This window comes from Rhodococcus sp. ACPA1 (genome assembly GCF_002300195.1).
GTDB classification, from domain to species: Bacteria; Actinomycetota; Actinomycetes; order Mycobacteriales; family Mycobacteriaceae; genus Rhodococcus_F; species Rhodococcus_F opacus.
This window is the reverse complement of the sequence record NZ_NSDX01000012.1, coordinates 358,211-380,650: the sequence shown is the minus strand read 5'-3', so window position 1 is coordinate 380,650 and position 22,440 is coordinate 358,211. Positions and strand designations below refer to the sequence as shown.

Below are 22,440 nucleotides of genomic sequence, written 5' to 3'. Positions count from 1 at the left end.
CAGGCACACTCAACTTCTCAGGAAGTGATCGAATGACCAGTACCGACAACACAACCGGCGATCACGACAGTGGACTCGAGGATTTCGGCTACAAGGAGTCCCTCGATCGCAGTATCGGCAAGTTCGCGAGCTTCGCCGCGGGCGTCAGCTACATTTCCATTCTGACCGGCACTTTCCAGTTGTTCTACTTCGGATTCGGCACCGCCGGCCCCGCCTACCTGTGGTCGTGGCCGCTGGTGTTCGTCGGCCAGCTCGCCGTGGCACTGTGCTTCATGGAGCTGGCCGCCAAGTATCCGATCGCAGGCTCCGTGTACAACTGGGCGAAGACGCTCGGCAGCAGAATAGTGGGGTGGTCCGCGGGCTGGCTGATGCTCACCGCGTCGATCGTCACCCTGTCGGCCGTTGTGCTGGCACTGCAGCTCAACCTGCCGCGGCTGTGGAGCGGCTTCCAGATCGTCGGTGACGGCACCGGAGAACACGACTTCGCCACCAACGCCGTCATTCTCGGGACGGTGATGATCGGCTTCACCACCGTCGTCAACGCGCTCGGTGTCCGTCTCATGGCGATGATCAACAGCGCCGGTGTGTTCATCGAGATCATCGCGGCGGTGCTGATCGCGATCATCCTCGCCGCCAACATGACCCGCGGCCCGCAGGTATTCTTCTCCACCCACGGGTACGGCGCAGGCGAAAGCGGTGGATACCTCGGTGCGTTCCTGGTGGCGACGCTCGCGTCGGGCTACGTGATGTACGGCTTCGACACCGCGAGTTCGCTGGGCGAGGAGACGGTCGAACCTCGCCGCACCGCCCCCAAAGCGATCTTCCGTGCGATCCTCGCGTCGTTCGTGATCGGCGGCGCGATCCTCGTGTTCGCCGTGATGGCGGCACCCGACCTCGACGATCCGAAGATCGGCGCGTCGGACGGCAGCCTGCAGTACATCGTGGAGCAGGTGATGTGGGGGCCGCTGGGCACGATCTTCCTGGTATGCATCGTGATCGCGGTGACCGTCTGCTCGCTGGCGGTGCATACCGCCGCCATCCGGCTGACCTTCGCGATGGCTCGCGACAACGCACTCCCGTTCGGTGAGCGGCTCGCCCGCGTCCACCCGAGAACGCGGACACCCGTCGTGCCTGCCGTGACGATCGGGGTGGTGGCCGCGCTGATCCTGGTGGTCAACATCGGCCAGCCCCACATCTTCACCGTGCTGACCTCGATCGCGATCATCATGATCTACCTGGCCTACCTGATGGTCACCGGACCGATGCTGAAGAAGAGGCTGCGGGGTGAGTGGCCGCCGCGGGACCTGAAGGAGGGTGGCTACTTCACGATGGGCAAATGGGGACTACCCGTCAACATCGTCGCGCTCGTGTGGGGAATCGGGATGGCCCTCAACCTTGCCTGGCCGCGCGAGGCCGTGTACGGCGAACCCTGGTACAACACCTGGGGCGCCTTCGTCTACATCGGCGTCATCCTCGGGTTCGGCCTGCTGTGGTACCTCACCACCGGCAGGCACCACATCGGAACGTTGACGTCACACTGCGCGGCGGTGGTAACGCCCGCGCCGGAATCCGAACCGAACGACAAGGAGCTCGCCCGATGACCGACGGCGAATCGAAGAGCACTGCAGGGGAATTCGACTACGTGATCGCGGGCGGCGGCAGCGCGGGATGCGCTCTCGCGGCTCGTCTCAGCGAAGACCCGGCGGTGACGGTGTGCCTGCTCGAGGCGGGCCCGTCCGACGTGGGGGACCGGGCGATCCTCGAGCTGTCCCAGTGGATGCATCTGCTCGACTCCGGGTACGACTGGGACTACCCCGTCGAGCCGCAGGAGAAGGGCAACAGCTTCATGCGGCACGCCCGGGCCAAGGTTCTCGGTGGCTGCTCGTCCCACAACTCGTGTATCGCATTCTGGCCGCCCGCCGAGGCACTGGACGACTGGGAGGCGATGGGGGCGTCGGGATGGGGTGCGCGTGACATCCTCCCGTACGTCAGTCGGCTGGAGAGCAACGACGCCCCCGGTGAGGGGCACGGCCGCGGCGGGCCGGTGCGGTTGCGCGACGTCCCGCCGAACGACCCGTGCGGCCGAGCGGTTCTCGACGCCGCCGCCGCGGTCGGTCTGCCGACCGTTGCATTCAACCGCGGTGGAACGGTGCTCAACGGTGCCGGGTGGTTCCAGATCAACGCGTCCGAGGACGGTACCCGGATGTCGTCGTCGCACGCCTACCTGCACCCGATCCTCGGGACCCGGCCCAATCTGGAGGTTCGGACCGGCTGCTGGGTGAGCGAGATCCTGTTCGACGAACAGCAGACGGCGACGGGCGTCCGGTACCAGCGTCCCGACCTCACCGGCTACGACACGGTGTCGGCGCGACGGGAGGTGGTGGTGACGGCCGGGGCCATCGACACCCCGAAGTTGCTGATGCTGTCGGGTATCGGTCCGGCGGAGCATCTCGCGGAGTTCGGGATTCCCGTGCGCGTCGACTCGCCCGGTGTCGGATCGAACCTCGACGATCACGTCGAGGGGCTCGTGTTCTGGGAGGCGTCCCAGCCGATGGTCACCGAATCGACGCAGTGGTGGGAGATCGGCCTGTTCGCGACCACCCGGGAGGGCCTGAACCATCCCGACCTGATGATGCACTACGGCAGCGTCCCGTTCGACATGAACACCCTGCGGTGGGGTTACCCGACCACCGACAACGGATTCTGCTTGACACCCAACGTCACTCAGGGACGCTCCCGCGGAACGGTCCGGCTGCGGTCGCGGGACTTCCGCGACCGCGCGAAGGTCGATCCACGGTACTTCACCGACAGCGAGGGTCACGACGACCGGGTGATGCTGTCCGGGGTGAAGCTGGCCCGCACGATCGCCGAGCAGAAGGCGCTACGCGGGTGGATCGCCCGCGAACTGGCGCCGGGACCCGACGCGGTGACGGACGACGAGATCCTCGACTACATCCACAAGACCCACAACACGGTGTATCACCCCGCGGGCACGGCCCGAATGGGCAGTGTCGACGATCCGATGGCGGTGCTCGACCCGGAACTGCGGGTCAAGGGGGTTCGAGGACTGCGGGTGGTCGACGCGTCGGCGATGCCGAAACTGCCGCACGTCAATCCGAACGTCACGGTCATGACGATGGCCGAGAGGTGCGCGGATCTGCTCCGTGGCCGGTCCGCGGCCGGGCTGCGGGCGGCGGAGTCGACGTTGTCCGAGGTCTGATCCGGGCGTCTATCGCCTCGGCGGTCCTTCGCCAGATCTCGCTCTCCGGATCGATGACGGTGAAGTGATCGCCGGGCCCCTCGATCCGGACGACGTCGTCGGGGGTCGCCGCGGCGGCTTCGTGGTACTCCCTGCTCATCTCCAGCATGTCCGGCTCGTCCCCGACGGCGCACACCACCAGCTGAGGGATGCCCAGCGGCAGTCGCTCGATCGGCGACGACCGTTCGTACGTCGCACGGTCGCCGGCCCAGTGGCTGCCGACGGCGTCTGCCACCGCGCCCTCGCCGAGGTGGCGTTCGCCGGCGAGTCGCAGATTCAGCACCCCGGCGAGGCTGACCGCCAGGGCCGGACGAACCGCCGCCTGCTCGGCAGCGGCGTCGGCGGCGGCGCGGAGCGCGAGCTGAGCACCGGCCGAGTGGCCGAGGATCACGACCCGCTCCGGGTCCGCCTCCGGGACGGTCGCGACGGCCCGCACGGCGTCGGCAACATCAGATGTCATTGCGGCCCAACGGTGCTCCGCGCCCCGCCGGTACTCGGCATTCCAGGTGACGTACCCGAGGGCCGTCAGGTCGACCGCCAGCGCGTCCATCAGGTCGGACTCCCAACGAGGACGCCAGAATCCGCCGTGGACCAACACGGCGACGGGGAAGGGGCCGTCGCCGCCCGGGATCCGTAGTTCCACTCGCTGATCGGGGTGGTCGCCGTAGCGGACGATCCGCCCGGGGTGGAAGCGGTGGTGGTACCAGCTGTCGACGGCGTAGCGGAGTCCGTCGAGTCCCCGCCCCCGGATGTGGACCCGGGTGCCCGCCGAGCGGTCGGCCTCGCCCTCCCCGAAATCGACGCGGATCGCCCCGCCGGCCGGGGCGGTGAAGGAGGCCCCGGCACCGGGCACGGCGATGAATTCGCCTCGCCCCGCCGCCGACCGCACGGCCCGCTCCAGCCCGGCGGTGTCCGCGGCGAACGACAACTCGCCGGTCAGGCCGCGTGCATCCAGCGCCCGGCCCACGAGTTCCTCCGCGGTTCCGCGGTGTGCCACCACGCCGGGGGCGAAGACGATGTCGACTCTGCGCGCTGGTTCGGTCACCGAGTCACCGTACGTACCCGTGATGGCATCTGGCCAGGACACGCGTGATCCGTGCGAGGACGGCCGATTGGCAGTGGTGGTGCTGCTTCGGTGCAATCGATCGATGGATTTGCGAGCCGAACGGGGGTCCCGGGGTGATTGCGGGGGCTCGCGCCGGAGCAATGATCGGGGATCAGCGTCTGAATGGCGCCGAGGTAATGGAGTATGAAATATACTGTTGTGCAGTGTAATTCGCTCATTTTTGCGGCGGTACCGCTTGTGCTGCCCTGGCGGTGGACGAGCTAGGAGCCGCCGTGACGATATTTTGAGTGCGCCCGTCGGTGGTGCTGAGTCGGTGCGCACGGGCGGCGAAGCCGCATAATTGAGGTGCGAGGTGAGGTCGGTGCGGCAGACGCCCTGGTTGGCGACGACGGTATTCGTCGGGTCGGTTGCTGTCCTGCTCGCAGTCCACGCCGGCGGCGGTGCGTCGAGCGAACCCGACAGGGAAGCGACGCGCATGCTCGATCCCGCCGGGCCGGTCCTCGTCGTCACTCCGCCGCGCGGGCAGCCGGGCGACCGCATCCAGTATCACGCGACGAGTCTTCCGACCTGCGGCGGGCCGTGGACGGTGGAGTTCGGCGATCGTGTCCTGGGCGAGACCCGTCAGGTCGGCAGCGTCGCCGACTTCCGCGCGGCGGTGCCGAACCGCGGCAGTCGCGGTTTCCAGGTGGCCGGCCTGCGGTGCGTGCCGACCCCGTCCATGGTGGTGCAGACGACTTTCGAGGTGCTTCCGGTGACACGCTCGTCGGAGCCGACGACTACCTGGATCCTGCCGCCACCACCAGAGCTACCGACGCGGACGAAGAGACCCACACCGACGACCCCCACCACCACGGTCACAGCTCCTGCTGACGCGGAGCGGTAGCGGCGGCATCCGGAGCCGGAACGGTCCCGGCGGGGCCGCCTGCTGGGAAATCGTCGTCCACCGAGGGCCCCTGGGGTGGTGTCCTCGGACGGTGTAGTGCAGCAGAGAGACGCCGTTCCGGAAGCCGCGGGCCTCCACCAGTTGCAGTCTCGGCATCTCGTACCCGTCGGGGAACAGTCGTCGTCCCCGACCCTGGACGGCGGGGTACACGAACAGCCGGTACTCGTCGACCAGGCCGGATTCGATCAGGGTGTGGGTCGGAGTGATGCTGCCCGTGACCACGATGTCGCGGCCCTCCTGCCCCTTCGACGCGCGTACCTGGGCGATCCAGTCGTCCGTGAGCACGGTCGAGTTCCGCCACTGGGGGTCGGCCATGGTCGACGAGACGACGTACTTCTGAATCTGGTTCAGCTCGTCGGTGATCCCAGTCTGGTCGTCGGTCTGTCGGGGCCAATAGCCGCGGAAGTCCTCGAACGTCTGCCTGCCCAGCAACATCGCGTCCGCACGCTCGGACTGCCGGCGGGTCGCCTCGAGCAGCTGCGGATCCTGGTCCGCCGGGTCGAACCAGTCGCCGAGCATCTCGATGGAGCCGTCGAGGGTGATGTTCTGGGTGATCGCGAGTGTTCTCATATCGAATACTGACACCGCCACGGTCGCAAAGCCATCGCCGCACGACCGACCGGGCCTGGTCGGATCTACCGGTGTGCGACGCCCATGAGGGCGCTGAACTCGCGTTGCAGAGTGGCACCCGGGGTGGCGCGTGCTCGGCTGTCGGTCGACGTGCCGGACGTCGTCGGGCAGGGGCCGGTGTGTGGTGTGAGTCCAGGCTGCGGGGCGCGTATTCGACAACCGTAGCGGTCGCCACGATTATGTAATATGAAGGTCGGGAGCCCGGTACTCGAACACCAGCAGTGAGGACGGTCATGGGCGTGCAGGCCAACACCAGAGCCATCGAGAAAGACATCGTCACCGACTTCAGCGAGCGGATGAGCTACGGGTCGTACCTCGACCTCGACACCCTGCTGAGCGCACAGAAACCGGTGAGCCGCCCGGAACATCACGACGAACTGCTGTTCATCATCCAGCACCAGACCACCGAACTCTGGCTGAAGCTCGTCCTGCACGAAACACTTGCGGCCCGAGCCGCTTTCGACGAGGACGAGATCGGCCGGGCGCTCAAGTGCGTGGCCCGCGTCAAGCACATCCAGAAGACGCTGACCGAACAGTGGTCGGTGCTGGCCACCCTGACCCCCACCGAGTACTCGGAGTTCCGCCAGTTCCTCGGCAATTCGTCCGGGTTCCAGTCCTACCAGTACCGCGCCGTCGAGTTCGTGCTCGGCAACAAGAACGCCGGAATGCTGACGGTGTTCGACGCCGATCCCGCCGCCCACGATCTGCTCGAACGGCTCCTCACCGAGCCGAGCCTGTACGACGCGTTCTGGCAGTGCCTGTCGCGGCTCGGGTACGACGTGCCGGCCTCTGCACTGGACCGCGACGTGACCACCGCCTACACGCTGAACGAGGACCTGCTGCCCCTGATCAAGTTCGTCTACGAGAACCACGACGAACACTGGGCCGTCTACGAGGCCTTCGAGGAGTTCGTCGACCTCGAGGAGAACTTTCAGCTGTGGCGCTTCCGTCACATGCGCACGGTGCTGCGGACCATCGGGATGAAATCCGGAACGGGAGGATCCAGTGGAGTGGGTTTCCTGCAGAAGGCACTGGACCTGACGTTCTTCCCGGAACTGCTGGCCGTGCGCACCGAGATCGGACGATGATGACCACCTCGACCGATGCGCCGGCCGCCCGCGCCGCCGAACTCGACGCCGCGGACCCGTTGCGCCCGTATCGCGACCTGTTCATCGGCGCCGACGACCCCTCGGTGCCCGCCTACCTCGACGGAAACTCGCTCGGACGGCCCACCAAGGCGAGCGCCGAGCGGATCACCGCCTTCGTCACCCAGTCGTGGGGCGGCCGGCTCATCCGCGGGTGGGACGAGGAGTGGTACGACCTGCCGATCACGATCGGTGACACCCTCGCGAGGGTGACGCTCGGCGCGGCCGCCGGACAGACCACCATCGGCGACTCGACGACGGTCCTGCTGTACAAGCTGGCACGCGGTGCGCTCGCGTTGCGCCCGGACCGCACCGAGATCGTCGTGGACCGCGACAACTTTCCGACGGACCGCTACGTGCTCGAGGCCGTCGCCGGAGAACTCGGGCTCACGCTCCGGTGGATCGAGTCCGATACCCGGGGCGGCGTCACCGTCGACGACCTGAAGTCCGTGGTCTCCGAACACACCGCGCTCGTCGTGCTCAGCCACGTCGCCTACCGCTCGGGTTACCTGGTCGACGCCGCCGGCGCCGCTCGCGTGACACACGACGCCGGTGCGCTGCTGCTGCTCGACCTGTGCCACTCCGTCGGCTCGGTTCCCCTCGAACTCGACACGTGGGGTGTCGATCTGGCGGTCGGGTGCACGTACAAGTATCTGAACGGCGGGCCGGGCTCACCGGCGTTCGCCTACGTTCGTGCAGACCATCAGCAGGACTTCGTGCAGCCGATCTGGGGCTGGATGGGCCGCGACAACCCGTTCGCGATGGAGCAGGGCTACCGGCCGGCGCCCGGCATCCGGCGCGTGATCAGCGGAACGCCGTCGGTCCTCGGCATGATCGCGCTGCAGGACACCCTCGCACTCCTCGACGACGTCGGCATGGACGCCGTGCGCGCCAAGTCGATCGCGCTCACCGAGTACGCGCTCGACCTCGTGCGCGAGTTACTGGTTCCGCTGGGCGTGGAGATCGGATCGCCGGAGGATTCCGCCGAGCGGGGTGGTCACGTCATCATCGACCACCCGCGGTTCGAGACCGTCGTCGAGCGACTGTGGACGAAGGGCGTCATCCCCGACTTCCGGGCCCCGCAGGGCCTGCGGCTCGGCCTGAGCCCGCTGAGCACGAGCTTCGGTGAGGTGTGCGCCGGGATACTCGCGATCCGTGATGAACTCACCGACTGAACCCGCGAGCGCGATCCTCGACGACTTCGATTCGCGGCCCGGCAGCGCGACGTCGCTGATCCGCACCGTCCTCGGTGCGTACGTGCGCGACCTCGGCGGGTGGGTGGCGATCGCCGACTTCGTGGAACTGATGCACGCCGTCGGTATCCCGTCCGAATCGACGCGCATTGCGGTGGCCCGCCTCAAGAAGAAGGGGGTGCTGCGGCCGCTGACCCGCGACGGGCGGAGCGGATACGAGGTGACCGAGCAGGCCGAGGCGATGTTCGGACGCGGCGATCCGCGGATCTTCGGCTTCCGTCAGATGGCGGACACCGATCCCTGGCGGCTGATCTCGTTCACCATCCCCGAATCTCAACGGGCGGTGCGGCACCAGTTGCGCAGACGGCTCGGCTGGATCGGTTGCGGAACCGTGTCGCCCGGCTTGTGGATCGCCCCCGAGTACCTCGCCCGCGAGGTGGGAGACATCGTCGACGCGCTGGGCCTGTCCGAGTACGTGACCACGTTCGTGTCGACGGCGGTGTGCGTCCCCGATTCGATGGGGGACGCGGCGACGCGGTGGTGGGACCTGGACGGCATCGCCGCGCGGCACCGCGACTTCCTGGACCGCCACCGGGTCGCTCTGGCTGCCGCAGAGGAGGTGTCGCCGCGCGAAGCGTTCGTCCGCTTCGTCCCGCTGCTCGACGAATGGCGCATCATCCCGTACATCGACCCGGGCCTGCCTGCCGGCATGCTGCCCGAGGACTGGCCCGGCGCCGACAGCGTCCGCCTGTTCGCGTCGGCGCGGGACCGCTACCTCGACGGGAGCCGCGACTGGGTGCGGAGCGTGCAGTCGCGGCTCCCCGTGTGAGGTGCTATCCGAGGAATTCCTCGCCGATGTTCTTGGCCCACTCCTCGGCCTGATCCTTCGGGCGGATCGAGCTGGACCCGTCGTGCCTGCCGTGTTCGCCGACCTGGACCGCGCCGAGGGAGACGAGCTTCTCCGCGATGATCTCGCCGCCGCGGTTGTAGGTCTCCTCGTACACCTTGTCGCCGAGGCCGAACAACGCGAACTGCACACCGGTGAGGTCGGGTTCGTCCTCCTCGAGGCCCTCGAAGAAGGGTTCCGCGCCGGTGGGCAGCTCGCCCTCACCGTAGGTGGAGCACACGATGACGTGGAAGTTCTCGGGGTCGAGATCGCCCGCGTCGAATTCCATCATGTCGTACAGGGACGTGTCGCCGTAGTCGCCGAGCACGTCGGCGATGTTGTCGGCCACCAGTTCGGAGGTTCCGCCCTCGCTGCCGTACAGAATCACCACTGCCATTGTTCTTGCTCCTCGTGAGTTGCTGCCGACGTGGTCAGTACACGTCGCGCAGGTAACGCTTTTCCTTCTTGAGCTTGGTCACGTACTCGGCGGCCTGCTCGGTGGAAAGGGTGCCATGGGTGGCGATGACGTCGTGCAGGGCCCGGTCGACATCCTTCGCCATCCGGGTGGCGTCGCCGCAGACGTAGAAGTGGCCGCCGTCCTCGAGCCAGGCGAACAACTCCGCGCCGTTCTCGAGCATCCGGTTCTGCACGTAGATCTTCTCCGCCTGGTCGCGGGAGAACGCGAGGTCGAGGCGGGTGAGGAGACCGCTGTCGCTCATCGCGCCGATCTCCTCCTCGTAGATGTAGTCCGACGCGCGGTGCTGGTCGCCGAAGAACAGCCAGTTGCGTCCCGACGCGCCCCGCGCCTGCCGCTCCTGCAGGAACGCGCGGAACGGCGCGATGCCGGTGCCGGGTCCGACCATGATCATCGGTGCGTCGTCGTTCGCGGGGACGCGGAACGACTTGTTCTTCGACACGAAGATCCCGCCGTTGCCGCCCTCGGCGATCCGGTCGGCGAGGAACGTGGAGCACACGCCACCGCGGTCGCGCCCGGCCGAGCTGTGGCGGACGCTGGCGACGGTCAGGTGCACGCTGCCGGGGTTGGCGAGCGGGCTGGACGAGATGGAATACGCCCTGTGCTGCAACGGCTTCAGCAGCCCGACGAACTCGTCCGCGGTCAGGGTCACCGACGGTTCGAGGAGCAGCAGGTCGAGCACGTCCTTGCCCCACAACCAGGCGTCGAGTGCTTCCTTGTCGCCGTGCCGCAGCACATGGCTCAGTTCTTCGTCGCCCGCTCGCTTCTCGATCTCGTCGATGAATTCGTGGCTCGGCGTGGAGATCTCGTAACCGTGCAGCAGGAGATCGCTGAACGGCCGCTCCTTGCCGGTGACGGCGGCATCCGCCGGGGTGCCCAGCCGGGACACCAGGGCGTCGACGAGCGCGGGATCGTTGATCGGCATCACACCGAGCGCGTCACCGGCCTCGTACTCGAGACCGCTGTCGGCGAGCGCGAACTCGTAGTGCCGGATCTCCTTCGCGGACGTGTCGCTCGACAGCCGACGGTTCACGGAGAGCGTGGACGCGTAGGGGTTCTTGCGGTTCCACTGCGACCGCTTCCGGGCCGGCTTCGTCTCGGGCTCGGCGACATCGGCGACGGGGGACTCGCCGCGAATGCCCTCGACGGCTGCGAACAGGGGGAGAGTGTCGGCGACCCACGCGGCGGCCGTGTCCTCGTAGTCGACGTCGCAGTCGACGCGCGGAGTGACGCGGCGGGCACCGAGCTGCTCGAGCCGGGTGTCGATCATCTTGCCGGCCTGGCAGTACCCGTCGTACCCGGTGTCGCCGAGCGCGAGCACCGCGAAGTCGGTGTTCTCCAGTCGTGGCGCGGTCTCCGCGGACAGTGCCTGCCAGAACAGCTCGGCGTTGTCCGGCATCTCACCCTCACCGTAGGTGGAGGTGACGACGAGGACGCGGTGCATGGCGGCGAGGGCGTCCGTGTCGACGTCGTCGAGGGCGCTCACGACCGGCGCGAAACCCTGCGAACGTGCCGCGGCCGCAGCGTCCTCCGCCACACCCTCGGCGTTCCCGGTCTGGCTGCCGTACAGCACGTGCATGGCGGGCAACTGCCCACCGCCCGCCGCGGCGGGCGCATTGGAGCCGCCGACGACGAGGCGCGAGCTCATGCCGGCGAGGAAGCCGGTGAGCCAGACGCGCTGGTCCTCGCTGAACGGGGCGTCCTGGGGGATGTAGGGCATCTTCATGAGGGGACCACGTCTCTCGTGGGGATCAGATCGGGGAGAGCGTGCTGCGCGAACAGCTCCTCGAAACCGGGCAGCCGGCCGATCTTGTCGACGTTCTTGGCGTCCTGGTGCAGGATCCAGCCGTACGTGCCGGGGGCGTCGATGGACCGCACGTTGCGGCGGCGCAGCGCATCCTTGTAGTCGGCGAGACGCTTGGCCGCCACCATCACGGCCAGGTCCTCGTCGCTGTAGTCCTTCAACGCTTCCCGCGCGTACCGCTGCAACCGCTGCATGAGGAAGAAGTCCTCGGTGAGCAGCAGGTTGCGGACGGCCTTGTCGACCGCCGGATCGGACGGATCCGCGGCACCCGGCAGCTTGGACAGCGCCATCTCCTGCGCCGCGTTCAGCACGGTGTAGTTGTTCAGTAGCGCGAACATGGCCTCGGTGTCGGCCTCGCCGTAGCCGGGCACGGCGCCGTCCAGCACCGCGTGACCGTCCCGGTAGTCCAGCTTGAACTTGCGCACCTGGTGCGCGACCAGTGCGGCGGCGAGTTCGTCGGCCAGGTCCTTGCGGGGCTTGGCCTTCAGGATCTCGTCGCTGTCCTGGTACTGCAGCAGCGCGCGCGGCATGCCGTACACGAAGTGGTGCTGTTCGGTCTCCCAGTTCTCGAGCAACCAGGCCGCCTTGGCGGAGCCGGTGGCCTCGAGGTGCCACCCGAGCAGCACGTGCACGGCCTGACGGTGCAGCGCTGCGTGCTCGCCGTCGCCGGTGACGGAGCCGAGCAGGATCGAGTCCGCGCTGGCCTTGCCGGGCAGCTTGCCCTCGGGGTCGTACTGGTAGACGAAGCCACCGCTCATGCCGTTGCCGACGCCCTTGCCGAAGCCGCCGAGGTTGAGGACGGCGCCGTTGGTCATGTACTCGCACGCGAAGTCGCCGACGCCCTCGACCACCGCGGTGGCACCCGAATTGCGCACCGCGAAACGGTCACCCGCCTGGCCCTCGACGAACGTGCGCCCACCGGTGGCGCCGAACAGTGCGAAGTTGCCGATCAGCACGTTGCCGCCGTGCAGGTCGGAGCCGCCACCGGGCGAGCGCACGACGATGCTGCCGCCGTTGGCGCCCTTGGCGACGCCGTCGTTGGCGGTGCCGGTGTGGACGAGGGTCATGCCGTCGTTGCAGAACGCACCGTACGACAGGCCCGCGGACCCGGACGTGGCGATCCGGACGCTGCCTTCGCGCAGGTAGCCGCGGCCGCGCTCGTCGCGGAGCACGGCGGGCAGCTCGACATCGGTGAGCTCGTGGTTCAGCATCCGCTCGATGTCGACCGCCAGCTGGGCGCCGACGCTCTTGTTGCGGTTGCTCAGATGCACCCCGTCGCCGAGCTCGATCGTGGCCTCGCCCTGCTCGATCAGCGCGGCGCGTAGCTGCACGAGCCAGCCGTCGTCGAGGGTGTAGTCCTTCTCCAGGTACACCGGATCGCCGATGGTCACTTCCTCGACCACGGCGAGCATCGCGCGCAGGTCGAGCTGGCCGACGCTCGACGGGTGGTCGAGGAGCTGCAGCAGATCCGATCGGCCCCGGGCCTCGCGCAGCGAGGACATTCCCAGCTCGGCCAGCACCTCGCGGGTCTCGTGCGCGATGTTCAGCAGGTACTGCGCCATCGCCCGCGGATCACCGTCGAACAGCTCGGGATTGGTGGTCAGACCGGCCGGGCACTTGACGTTGCAGTTCTTGGCCATGACGCACTTGAGCATCATCAGCGCGGTGGTGCCGAACTCGAAGCTGTCGGCGCCGAGCAGCGCCGACTTCACCACGTCGCTCGCCGTCTGGTGCGCGCCGGAGCACCGGAGCAGCACCTTCTGCCGCAACCCGTTGGCGCACAACGCCTGATGGACCTCGGCGACGCCGATCTCCGCCGAACGTCCGGCGTACTTGAGGCTGGTCACCGCGGCGGCACCGGTGCCGCCGGTGTTGCCCGCCACGTTGATGACGTCGGCGCCGGCCTTCGCGACACCCACCGCGATGGTGCCGATGCCCTCCGAGGACACGAGCTTGACGATGACCCGGACCCGCGCCGCCTTGCAGTCGTGGATCAGCTGCGCGAGGTCCTCGATGGAGTACGTGTCGTGATGCGGTGGGGGAGAAACGAGTTCGACGCCGGGTGTGCCGCCGCGAGCGGCCGCGATCTCGACGGTCACCTTGGGTGCGGGCAGCTGCCCGCCTTCGCCGGGCTTGGCGCCCTGCGCGATCTTGATCTCGAGTTCCTCGAGCATCGGGTCGGCCAGGTACCCGGCCCACACACCGAAGCGGCCGGACGCGAACTGCTTGATCTTGGAACCGCGGATGGTGCCGTAGCGGGAGATGTGCTCGCCGCCCTCACCGCTGTTCGACATGCCGCCGGCCATGTTGGTGCCGTGCGCGACGGCCTCGTGCGCGTTGGAGTTCAACGCGCCGTGGCTCATGGCGCCGGACGTGAGGAACGGGGTGATGTCGCTGGCCTTCTGCACCTTCTCGATCGGCAGGCTCGCCGGAGCGGTGCGCAGCAGCGACAGACATCGCAGCGCCTCACCGGACGTGCGCACGAGAAGAGCGTCGCCGTCCACGCTGTGCTCGCGGAGATCGTCGCCGAACCGCATCGCCAGCGATTCGCCGAGCGCCGCCAGCACGCGGGCCTCGCCCGCGTGGGGGCCGGTGAGCCGGAGCCGGAACCGGTCCTGGCCGACGGCCTCGGATTCGAGTCCGCGCACCGCGAAGCTGTTGTTGCCCTTGCGGGAGAAGCGGCCCATCTGCTTGCGGAACTCGGCTGCCGTGGTGAGGAACGTGACGTCGGCAGGCAGATCCAGCACATCCCGCAACGCTGCGGGACGACGGGTGCGCTCCTCGGCCATGGTCCGCGCGAAGGCGCGGTAGCCGGGGGTGATCTCGAAGCGGTCGATCGCCTCGGGTGTCAGCTTCTGGAAGCCGGCGTTGCGGTAGGCGTCGTCGTCGAGACCGAACGCGTCCTCGAGCCGGTTCAGCGGCAGCAGTCGCAGCGATTCCGTGTGGTCCTGCGTGCCCGCCGTGTCGAAGGAGATGGGCTCCTCGGTGAGGTCGACGAAGCCACGCACGGCTGCCGTGCCGTACGAGTGACCCGCGCCCTCCGCGCGCTCCTTGAACAGGCCGAGCAGCGGGACGTCCTTCTCCCCGGTGACCGTCAGGGCGCGCTGGTGCCAGTCGGCGACGGCCTGCGCGATGACGGTGAACCCGACGCCACCGACCGGCGTCTTCACGTTCGCGAAGTAGCGGCGCAACACCCGGTCGTCGGTGTCGAGGTAGTTGGGTTCGAAGAACTCGCCGCCGATGTAGCTTTCGGCGGTGCACAGACCGACCCGGCCCATCGTCTTCATCAGCGACTTCTCGGCGGCCTTCGCGAACCGCTTGAACGCCACATCCGCCTCGTCGGCGAACTTCTCCTCGGCGCGCAGACGAACGGCGAGCGGGTAGATCGCGGCGGCGCCGAAACCGAGGGCGGCGGCCACGTGGTGCGACGACGAGATCTGACCGCTCTCGGCGACGACGGACACCCGCAGGCGCAGGCCCTCCTCGATCAGCCGCTGGTTGACAGCGGAGATCGCCACGATCATCGGCAGCGCCGCACTGTCGGTGGCCACGTGACGGTCGGTGACGATCGCGATGCCGCCCTGCTCGCGGGCGAACGCCTCCACCTCGTCGCAGAGCCCGTCGACGGCGGCCTCGAGGGTGGCCGCGTTGGCGGCGGAGTCACCGTGGACGGGGGTGTACAGCATCGGGAATCGCTGCACCGGCGTCTCGGACTGCTTGCGGATCCGGAGCATGTCCATGTGGGTGAGGATCGGCGACGGCACCACGATCTGCGGCGCCGACTGCGCCCCGCTGTTCGGCTTGGCGCCCAGCGCGACGCGCAGCGTCATGCCGTCGGCCTCACGGATGCTGTCGAGCGAAGGGTTCGTGACCTGAGCGAAACGCTGCGAGAAGTACTTCGCCACCCCGCCTTCCTGATCGGAGAGCGCGTTGATGGCGTTGCCGTAGCCCATCGCGGAGATCTTCTCCTGACCCGACGCGAGCATCGGGTCCATCATGAACTTGAAGCTTTCCTGGTTGTGCGAGTACGCGACGTAGCGCTGGGTGCGCTCGAGGTCGCCGTTGTAGCGCAACGGTCCCGGCTCGGCCTCGACCTCGGGCAGCGCCTCGATGGTCCGGCGGGCCTCGGCGACGAGCGCCGGGTAGTCGTTCCGGGAGGCGAGCAGCTCGAGTGCCTCGTCGGTGGAGTACGAGCGGCCCTCGCGGTGGTCGAAGTACAGCATGCCGCCGGCCTCGATGCGTCCGCGGTGCAGGACCGTCTCGGGGTCGAAGTCGATCTGCCCGGCCTCGGACGTGACGCACAGGTACTCGTCCGTCTCCACCGAGCGCAGCGGACGCAGTCCGAGCCGGTCGAGCCGGGCGCCGACGACGGTGCCGTCACCGAAGATCAGCGCCGCCGGGCCGTCGTTCTTCTCCTCGTACAGCGAGAAGTACTCGAGCATCGCCCGGACCTCGGACGACAGGGTGGAGTCGTTCTCCCACGCCGGCGGCATCATCGACACCACCGCGGTCACCAGGTCGAGACCGTCCTCCACGACCCGGCTCTGCAGCGTCTGGTCGAGGCGGCAACTGTCCGACTGGCCGTGCGGGCGGACGATCTCCCGGTTACGGGCACGAGCGAGCGCCGTCTCGGACAGGCGGTTCTTCTTGTCCGTGTTGAGCTCGCCGTTGTGCGCCATCAGACGGAACGGCTGCGCCATCGTCGGGTGCGGGTCGGTGTTCGTCGAGAACCGGGTGTGGAAGTACAGGGTGTGGATGGCGTGCGCCGGGTCGACGAGGTCCTGGAAGTAGGGCATCACCTCGTTCGAGTTGAGGCGGCCCTTGAGCACCTGGGTGCGGGCGCTCAGCGACAGCGGGTACAGCCCGGCGAGATCCGGCTGGGTGTACGCGACGGCCTCGATCGCGAGCAGGGCGTCGTGGATGCGACGGTCGAACTCGGTCTCGTCGGCGCACGCCTCGGGCACGGTGAACACCCACTGCCGGATCGGCAGCTGATGCCGGATGGCGGCGGGCCGGAGCACGGTCGCGTCGACGGGCACGTCGCGCTCGAGCAGCACCCGGAAGCCCTGATCGGCGAGAGCCCGCTCGATGACGGCCTCCGCGTCGCCGTGGAACGCCACATCGGTGGGGAGGAAGAAGTTGCCGACACCGAACCGGCCGGCCTCGAGATCGTCCTGACCGGTCAGCGTGCGGAAGAACGGCACCGACAGGTCGACGCAGACACCGGCGCCGTCGCCGACACCCTCGGCCGACATGCCACCACGGTGAGGAACAGCACACAGGGCCTCATGGCCCCGGGTGAGGACGTCATGGGTCTGAATGCCGTCCTTGCGGGTGATGAAGCCCACGCCGCAGCTGCTCTTGTCGAGCGTCCTGTCGTACAGGCCGGACTCGGTGGCACTCGTGTTCAACCGACTGTCTCCTCGCGATACTCGCCGAATATGGGGCCGTGCTGGGCGCACGGGTGGCGTCGGCGAGAGGATCACGGCAGAGAACCGGCCCCGAACCGATACGCCGGTGAGGCAGACGTCGTTGTCTGAGGTGCGGAGCTTTCGCAGGTCCGCGCGAAATCGCAGATTAGCCGAGGCTAAGTCCCTACTGCAAGCTGCTCGATCCGCAGCCGCCGAGCCCTAGCAAATCCGCGCCGGGCATGCAGCCGAACGCCGAGTTGCGAACATCACACCTGGCCAGGACGCTGGGCCCCGCTCGGAGATGCCCGGACATTGGTCAGATGCGGACGCTTTTGCGGGTGCGGGTGACTATTCGGTCGGCGTGTGCGGGACTGATCTCAGTCGGTGAGATCGATGCGGACGGTCAGGAGGTCGGTGCCGACAGCCCGGACGGCGACGCTGTTCATCCGGGGAAGCTGCGCCAGCCGGGCGCGGGCGTCGTCGTCGGGGAGCAGCGTCGCGGTGCCCGTGTGCCACCTGCCGTGGATCCGCAGACGAACGGCATTGTTCGCGCGGATGTTGCGGATGTAGTTCGACCGCTCACCGAACTCGGACACCAGCCAGAATTCGGTGCCCTGTCGCCGGCCACCGATGGGCGTGACGCGGGGCTGCCCGCTGACGCGGCCGGTGGTCTCGAGGAGCGTCTGGCTCGACAGTCGTGTGGAGAGCGGGTTGGCGACGTGCCGCTGGAATTGCATGACGATCCGTCGTTTGATCGCGTCGAGGTCGGCCATGACGAGAGCCTTCCACGTGGGAAGGCTCTCGTCGAGCGTTTCGCTACTTCGCTGCGACCGCGTCGTCGTCCTCGAAGGGGTCGCCGGTTCGTTCGGCGTTGTAGCGGGATTCGTCGAGGATGCCTTCCCGCTTCGCGACGATCGTCGGGACGAGAGCCTGGCCGGTGACGTTGACCGCGGTGCGGCCCATGTCGACGATCGGTTCGACCGCGAGCAGCAGGCCGACGCCGGCGAGGGGCAGTCCCAGCGTCGACAACGTGAGCGTCAGCATGACCGTCGCACCGGTGGTGCCCGCGGTGGCCGCGGATCCGATCACGGAGACGACGATGATCAGCAGATAGTCGGTGAACGACAAAGGCACACCGTAGAACTCGGCGACGAAGATCGCGGCGATCGCGGGATAGATGGCAGCGCAGCCGTCCATCTTGGTGGTCGACCCGAGCGGCACCGCGAACGACGCGTACTCACGGGGGACACCGAGATTGCGTTCGGTGACCCGCTCGGTGAGGGGAAGGGTGCCGATCGACGAACGGGACACGAAGCCGAGCTGTGTCGCGGGCCAGACGCCGGAGTAGAAGGCACGCACGGACAGTCCGTGCGCGCGGATCAGGACGGGATAGACGACGAGGAACACCACGGCCAGGCCGATGTAGACGGCGGCGGTGAACCAGCCGAGCGAGCCGATGGCGTCCCAGCCGTAGGTGGCGACGGCGTTCGCGATCAGCGCGGCGGTCCCGATCGGTGCGAGGCGGATGATCCACCACAGCACCTTCTGCACGATCGCGAGCAGCGACGCGTTGAACTGCAGGAACGGTTCGGCCTTGGCCCCGACCTTCAGTGCGGCGATGCCGATCGCGGCCGCGACGACGAGCAGCTGCAGCACGTTGAAACTCAGCGACGTACTGGCGGCGCCCTCGGTGAGGGTGGTCTTCGCGTTCAGGCCGAGGAAGTTGCTGGGCACGAGGCCGGTGACGAACGCCCACCACGACCCGGTGGTGGCCGGTTCCTTGCCGGCGCCTGTGACGGTCGTGTGCGATCCGGGCTGCGTGACGAGCCCGATGACGATCCCGATGACGACCGCGATGAACGCGGTGATCGCGAACCACAGCAGCGTCTGCACGGCGAGGCGCGCGGCGTTGGCCACCTCACGCAGGTTGGCGATCGAACTGACGATGGCCGTGAACACCAACGGGATCACCGCAACGGTAAGCAGTTTCACGTAACTGGAACCGATGGTGTGGACGGTTCCGACGAGCCAGTTCTCGTTGCCGTCGGCGGCGACGGGCATGGCGCGGGCGACGAGTCCGAGGACGACGCCGACGACGAGTCCGGTGACGATCTGGGGGCCGAACGAGGTGGCCCACTGGGGTAGCCGGCGTCGAGAGGTGGTCTCGGCGCGCGTGGACAGCGCGGGACTGGGCATGGGTGTGCCTTTCGCATCGGGCCGTGGAACGTCGCCCGGTGGGGCGGATACGGCGAGAGAGAGTCCTGAGTGGAGAGGTGCGTCAGCGCGAGCGCGGACAGATTGCGCTCGCCTGCAGGCGGAGGTCGACGTAGCGCCGAGAGGTCAGGAACAACACTGCGGGAACAATACTCCCGGCGGGGGCGCGCGTTTACTCCGGTTCCGCCTCGCCCGGATACCAGCGCTGGTAGACGTCGGGGTGCGCGCGGGTGCGGCTCTTCCACGCGTTCTCTCCGTACGTGCGATAGAGCGGATTCGCCGGGTCGAGTTCGATGCCGCGGGCACGTTCGGCCAGGTGCGGCGGCAACCCGATGGTCGGGACCGTGGCGTCGAGAGCGGGATTGAGGAAGTACGGCACCGACAGTCGCTCGGGCGCACCGGCCGGGGTGAGCACCCGGTGCCGGGTGGCCCTCAGGTACCCGCCGGTCGCGACCTCGAGCAGTTCGCCGATGTTGACCACGAACGAGCCGGCGCGGGCCGGTGCGTCGATCCAGTCGCCGTCCTCGGTTTCCACCTGGAGTCCCGACGACTCGGGTTCGAGGAGCAACATCGTCAGAACGCCCGAATCCTTGTGGGCGCCGACGCCCTGCTCGCCGGTGTGGTCGGCGCTCGGCCGTTCCGGATAGCGGACGACCTTGATCAGCGTGGCGGGGGCGTGCGCGAAGGCGTCGTCGAAGATCGCCGGATCGGCGTCGAGTGACGCGGCCCAGTGCCGCAGGAGCCGCATCCCGACGTCGGCGAGCGCGGCGTCCAGTGCCTCGATCGTCTTCTCGAGGTCGGGGAGATCCGCGGGCCATTGATTGGGACCCTGCAGTCTCAGGTATCCGTCGGCGCCGGGGATCGGTTGCCGTTCGGGGCCGATGTCGATCTGTTCCCGCCAGTCGGTCTCGCCGTTGGTCAGTTCGCCGCCCACCCGGTTGTAGCCACGGAAATGGGGGCTGTTCAGCATCGCGATCGACTGCTTGGAGTCGTCGGGCAGGGCGAAGAACTCCCGCGCGACGGTGAATACCCGATCGAGCAGCTCCCGGGCGACGCCGTGCCCGTCGAGGTAGAAGAACCCCACATGATGGGTGATCTCCCGCAGCCGTTCCCGCCCGGCCGGTGTGTCCAGTTCGGCGAAATCGATGACGGGGAGCATTCCTCCACGGTATCCCCGGGTCGTCGCGGTGTCAGGTCTCCCGGCGGCGCTCGAGCAGCACGCTGTCGTGCCAGACGCCGTCGATCTGCGCGAGGCGATGCCGCACCCCGACCGTCCGGTAGCCGACCGCGTGGTGCAGTGCGATGGACCCGGTGTTCACGGCCAGCACCGACGCCTGGAGCGTCCAGATGCCCGAGCGGTCCGCCTCGTCGATGAGCCGCCGCATCAGCGCGGTGCCGACGCCCGCACCGCGGAACTCTCGGGCCGTGTACACCGAGTTCTCCGCCACTCCGCGGAAGCAGCGCCGCGAGGACACGGGGGACAGGGCGACCCACCCGGCGACCGTCCCGTCCACCTCGGCCACCCACCGGTGGCCGTCCAGCCAGCGCGCGTCCAGCTCCGACCGCGTCGGGGTCTCGGTGTCGAAAGTGGCCGGCCCGCCGGCGATGCCCTCCGAATAGATGCGAAGAACCGACCCCCAGTCCCTCGCATCGAGCCTGCGTACGGTGATCGGCGGCATCGTAGAAGTATCGCCATGAAGTGCTGTGACACAACGCAATCGAGGATCTGTTTCCGGAGGGGCGGGGGCAGACATGGCGCCAGCATAGCGGCTCGACGTGCCCACGTGGGGTGCCACGTTTCGGGGCGAATGTACCTTCGGGCGCCTCGGCAGCGCCGACGGGTACATTCGCCCGGCGAGGTCGGGAGCTCAACCCGGTGTCGTGACGCTCACTGCCGCAGCCGGATCCACGTCGTCTTCAGTCCGGTGTACTTGTCCAACGCGTGCAGGGAGAGGTCGCGGCCGAACCCGGACTGTTTGAACCCGCCGAACGGGGTCTGCGCGCTGATGGCGTCGACGGTGTTGACGGAGACGCTTCCCGCCCGCAGTGCCGCGGCGACGCGGTGCGCCCGGTTCAGGTTCTCGGTCCACACCGAGGCGGCCAGCCCGTAGATGCTGTCGTTGCCCATCCGGACGGCCTCGGCCTCGTCGGTGAACGTCTGGACGGTGAGGACGGGTCCGAACACCTCCTGCGTCACCACCTCGGCCGTGGGTGCGACGTCCGCGAAGATCGTCGGTTCGACGAAGGATCCGCGGCCGTCGACGGTGGTCCTGTTGCCGCCCAGCAGCACCCGGCCGTCGGACCGGGCGCGGTCGATGAACCCCGTCACGGTGTGAGCGTGGATCTCGTCGACGATCGCGCCCAGCGTGGAGGCGGGATCGAGCGGATTGCCGGGGCGGATCGACGACGCCCGGCGGACCAGGGCCTCGGTCACCTGTTCGGCCACCGACGCCTCGACCAGCAGCCGGGAGTTGGCCGAGCACACCGCGCCCTGGTTGTAGAACGCACCGAACACCGCCTTCTCCACCGCCTCGTCGAGGTCGGCGTCCGCGAAGACAAGGTTCGGGCTCTTCCCTCCGCATTCGAGCCAGACCTGCTTCAGGTTCGAATCCGCCGCGTACCGGAGGAACCGCTTCCCGGTCTCGGTCGAACCGGTGAAGGCGATGACGTCCACGTCGGGGTGCAGGCCCAGCGACGCGCCGGCCTCGGCGCCGAGTCCCGGCACCACACTGAGCACGCCGTCGGGGAGTCCCGCCTCGGCGGCGAGCTCGGCCAGCCGCAGCACCGACAGGGGGGCCTGCTCGGCAGGTTTGAGGACGACGCTGTTGCCCGCCGCGAGGGCGGGCGCGAGCTTCCACACCGCGAGGTCGAGTGGGAAGTTCCACGGGACCACCGCCCCGACGACCCCGAGGGGTTCGCGGGAGACGAGCGCGAGACTCCCGGGATCGGTGGGCGCGATCTCCCCGCCGATCTTGTCGAGGGCCTCGGCGTAGAACGTGAAAAGCTCGGCGGCCGAGGGGACGTCGACATTCAGCGCCTCCACCACGAGCTTGCCCATGTCGAGGGAGTCGAGCAGCGCGAGCTCGTGGCGGTGTTCGAGGATCAGCTCGGCGAGCCTGAGCAGAACCCGTTTGCGGTGGGACGCCGGGCTCCGCGACCAGATACCCGAGTCGAATGCCTCGCGCGCAGACCTGACCGCGGCATCGACGTCCGGGGCGTCCGCGGCCGACACCCGGGCCAGCAGTTCACCGGTGGCCGGGTTGATCGAGTCGAACGTCTCGTCCGACTTGGCGGGACGGAACGCGCCGTCGATGAAGAGCTCCCGGCGCGGCGTGATCGTCGCGGCGAGCCGGGTCCAGTCGGCGAGTGTGGTCGGATCAGGCATCGTCATCCCTCGGCTCGAAAGTGGTGGTG

General features: G+C 68.3%; 15 protein-coding genes and 1 pseudogene. 6 read left to right on the top strand and 10 right to left on the bottom strand.

Going from position 1 to position 22,440, the window contains the following annotated elements; translation table 11 throughout:
• The first annotated feature begins 32 nt into the window (after window positions 1-32).
• Together CJ177_RS40825 and CJ177_RS40820 are read left to right on the top strand one after the other, a co-directional pair.
• A complete protein-coding gene (locus CJ177_RS40825) occupies window positions 33-1,601 on the top strand; it encodes an APC family permease (protein WP_005252403.1) in 1,569 nt (522 codons plus the stop codon).
• Complete coding sequence (locus tag CJ177_RS40820; protein WP_095870371.1) at window positions 1,598-3,220, top strand: GMC family oxidoreductase; 1,623 nt, start codon at window positions 1,598-1,600, stop codon at window positions 3,218-3,220. The genes CJ177_RS40825 and CJ177_RS40820 overlap by 4 nt, the downstream gene beginning before the upstream one ends.
• On the opposite strand, the gene CJ177_RS40815 is transcribed toward CJ177_RS40820, so the two are convergent.
• On the bottom strand, window positions 3,129-4,304 hold the full coding sequence (locus CJ177_RS40815; protein ID WP_095870421.1) for a S9 family peptidase: 1,176 nt from the start codon (window positions 4,302-4,304) through the stop codon (window positions 3,129-3,131). The two genes, CJ177_RS40820 and CJ177_RS40815, sit on opposite strands and share 92 nt — an antisense overlap.
• Before the next feature lie 382 nt (window positions 4,305-4,686).
• Between CJ177_RS40815 and CJ177_RS40810 the strand changes: the two genes are divergently transcribed.
• The gene (locus CJ177_RS40810; protein WP_082764787.1) at window positions 4,687-5,208 is read left to right on the top strand and encodes a hypothetical protein; all 522 of its coding nucleotides are present in this window, start codon (window positions 4,687-4,689) and stop codon (window positions 5,206-5,208) included.
• An 87-nt stretch (window positions 5,209-5,295) separates the two neighbouring features.
• Here CJ177_RS40810 and CJ177_RS40805 read toward each other — a convergent pair.
• Window positions 5,296-5,838: pseudogene (locus CJ177_RS40805) on the bottom strand (dihydrofolate reductase family protein); the annotation flags it as partial.
• 293 nt (window positions 5,839-6,131) lie between these two features.
• Here CJ177_RS40805 and CJ177_RS40800 point away from each other — a divergent pair.
• Genes CJ177_RS40800 through CJ177_RS40790 form a run of 3 tightly spaced genes read left to right on the top strand, consistent with a single transcriptional unit; the run spans window position 6,132 to window position 9,065 of the window.
• Window positions 6,132-6,986: a tryptophan 2,3-dioxygenase gene (locus tag CJ177_RS40800; RefSeq protein WP_005252409.1), complete on the top strand. Its 855-nt coding sequence runs from the start codon at window positions 6,132-6,134 to the stop codon at window positions 6,984-6,986.
• Window positions 6,983-8,218 (top strand): kynureninase, encoded by a 1,236-nt coding sequence (locus tag CJ177_RS40795; RefSeq protein WP_095870369.1) that lies wholly within the window; start codon window positions 6,983-6,985, stop codon window positions 8,216-8,218. The genes CJ177_RS40800 and CJ177_RS40795 overlap by 4 nt, the downstream gene beginning before the upstream one ends.
• Window positions 8,202-9,065: a PaaX family transcriptional regulator C-terminal domain-containing protein gene (locus tag CJ177_RS40790; protein WP_061699697.1), complete on the top strand. Its 864-nt coding sequence runs from the start codon at window positions 8,202-8,204 to the stop codon at window positions 9,063-9,065. Before CJ177_RS40795 ends, CJ177_RS40790 begins: the two co-directional genes overlap by 17 nt.
• A 4-nt stretch (window positions 9,066-9,069) precedes the next feature.
• Here the strand turns inward: CJ177_RS40790 and CJ177_RS40785 are convergent, their stop codons facing one another.
• The 8 genes from CJ177_RS40785 to CJ177_RS40750 all read right to left on the bottom strand — a co-directional run bounded on the left by CJ177_RS40785 (window position 9,070) and on the right by CJ177_RS40750 (window position 22,411).
• Window positions 9,070-9,519, bottom strand: coding sequence for a flavodoxin domain-containing protein (locus tag CJ177_RS40785; RefSeq protein ID WP_005252412.1), 450 nt, complete (start codon window positions 9,517-9,519; stop codon window positions 9,070-9,072).
• A gap of 34 nt (window positions 9,520-9,553) precedes the next feature.
• Window positions 9,554-11,323 carry a sulfite reductase subunit alpha gene (locus tag CJ177_RS40780; protein WP_061699698.1) on the bottom strand — a complete coding sequence of 590 codons (1,770 nt, stop codon included), beginning with the start codon at window positions 11,321-11,323 and terminating at the stop codon, window positions 9,554-9,556.
• Entirely contained in the window at window positions 11,320-16,812 is a 5,493-nt protein-coding gene (locus CJ177_RS40775; RefSeq protein WP_095870368.1) for a glutamate synthase-related protein, read from the bottom strand. Before CJ177_RS40775 ends, CJ177_RS40780 begins: the two co-directional genes overlap by 4 nt.
• Window positions 16,813-17,189: 377 nt before the next feature.
• Window positions 17,190-17,585 (bottom strand): nitroreductase/quinone reductase family protein, encoded by a 396-nt coding sequence (locus CJ177_RS40770; RefSeq protein ID WP_061699700.1) that lies wholly within the window; start codon window positions 17,583-17,585, stop codon window positions 17,190-17,192.
• A 43-nt stretch (window positions 17,586-17,628) separates the two neighbouring features.
• Window positions 17,629-19,008, bottom strand: a complete 1,380-nt coding sequence (locus CJ177_RS40765; RefSeq protein ID WP_061699701.1) for a dicarboxylate/amino acid:cation symporter — start codon at window positions 19,006-19,008, stop codon at window positions 17,629-17,631.
• 190 nt (window positions 19,009-19,198) lie between these two features.
• Window positions 19,199-20,185 carry an isopenicillin N synthase family oxygenase gene (locus tag CJ177_RS40760; protein WP_061699702.1) on the bottom strand — a complete coding sequence of 329 codons (987 nt, stop codon included), beginning with the start codon at window positions 20,183-20,185 and terminating at the stop codon, window positions 19,199-19,201.
• 31 nt (window positions 20,186-20,216) lie between these two features.
• Window positions 20,217-20,705: a GNAT family N-acetyltransferase gene (locus tag CJ177_RS40755; protein ID WP_025433067.1), complete on the bottom strand. Its 489-nt coding sequence runs from the start codon at window positions 20,703-20,705 to the stop codon at window positions 20,217-20,219.
• Between the two features lie 209 nt (window positions 20,706-20,914).
• Complete coding sequence (locus CJ177_RS40750; protein WP_005252419.1) at window positions 20,915-22,411, bottom strand: aldehyde dehydrogenase; 1,497 nt, start codon at window positions 22,409-22,411, stop codon at window positions 20,915-20,917.
• Window positions 22,412-22,440 lie beyond the last annotated feature (29 nt).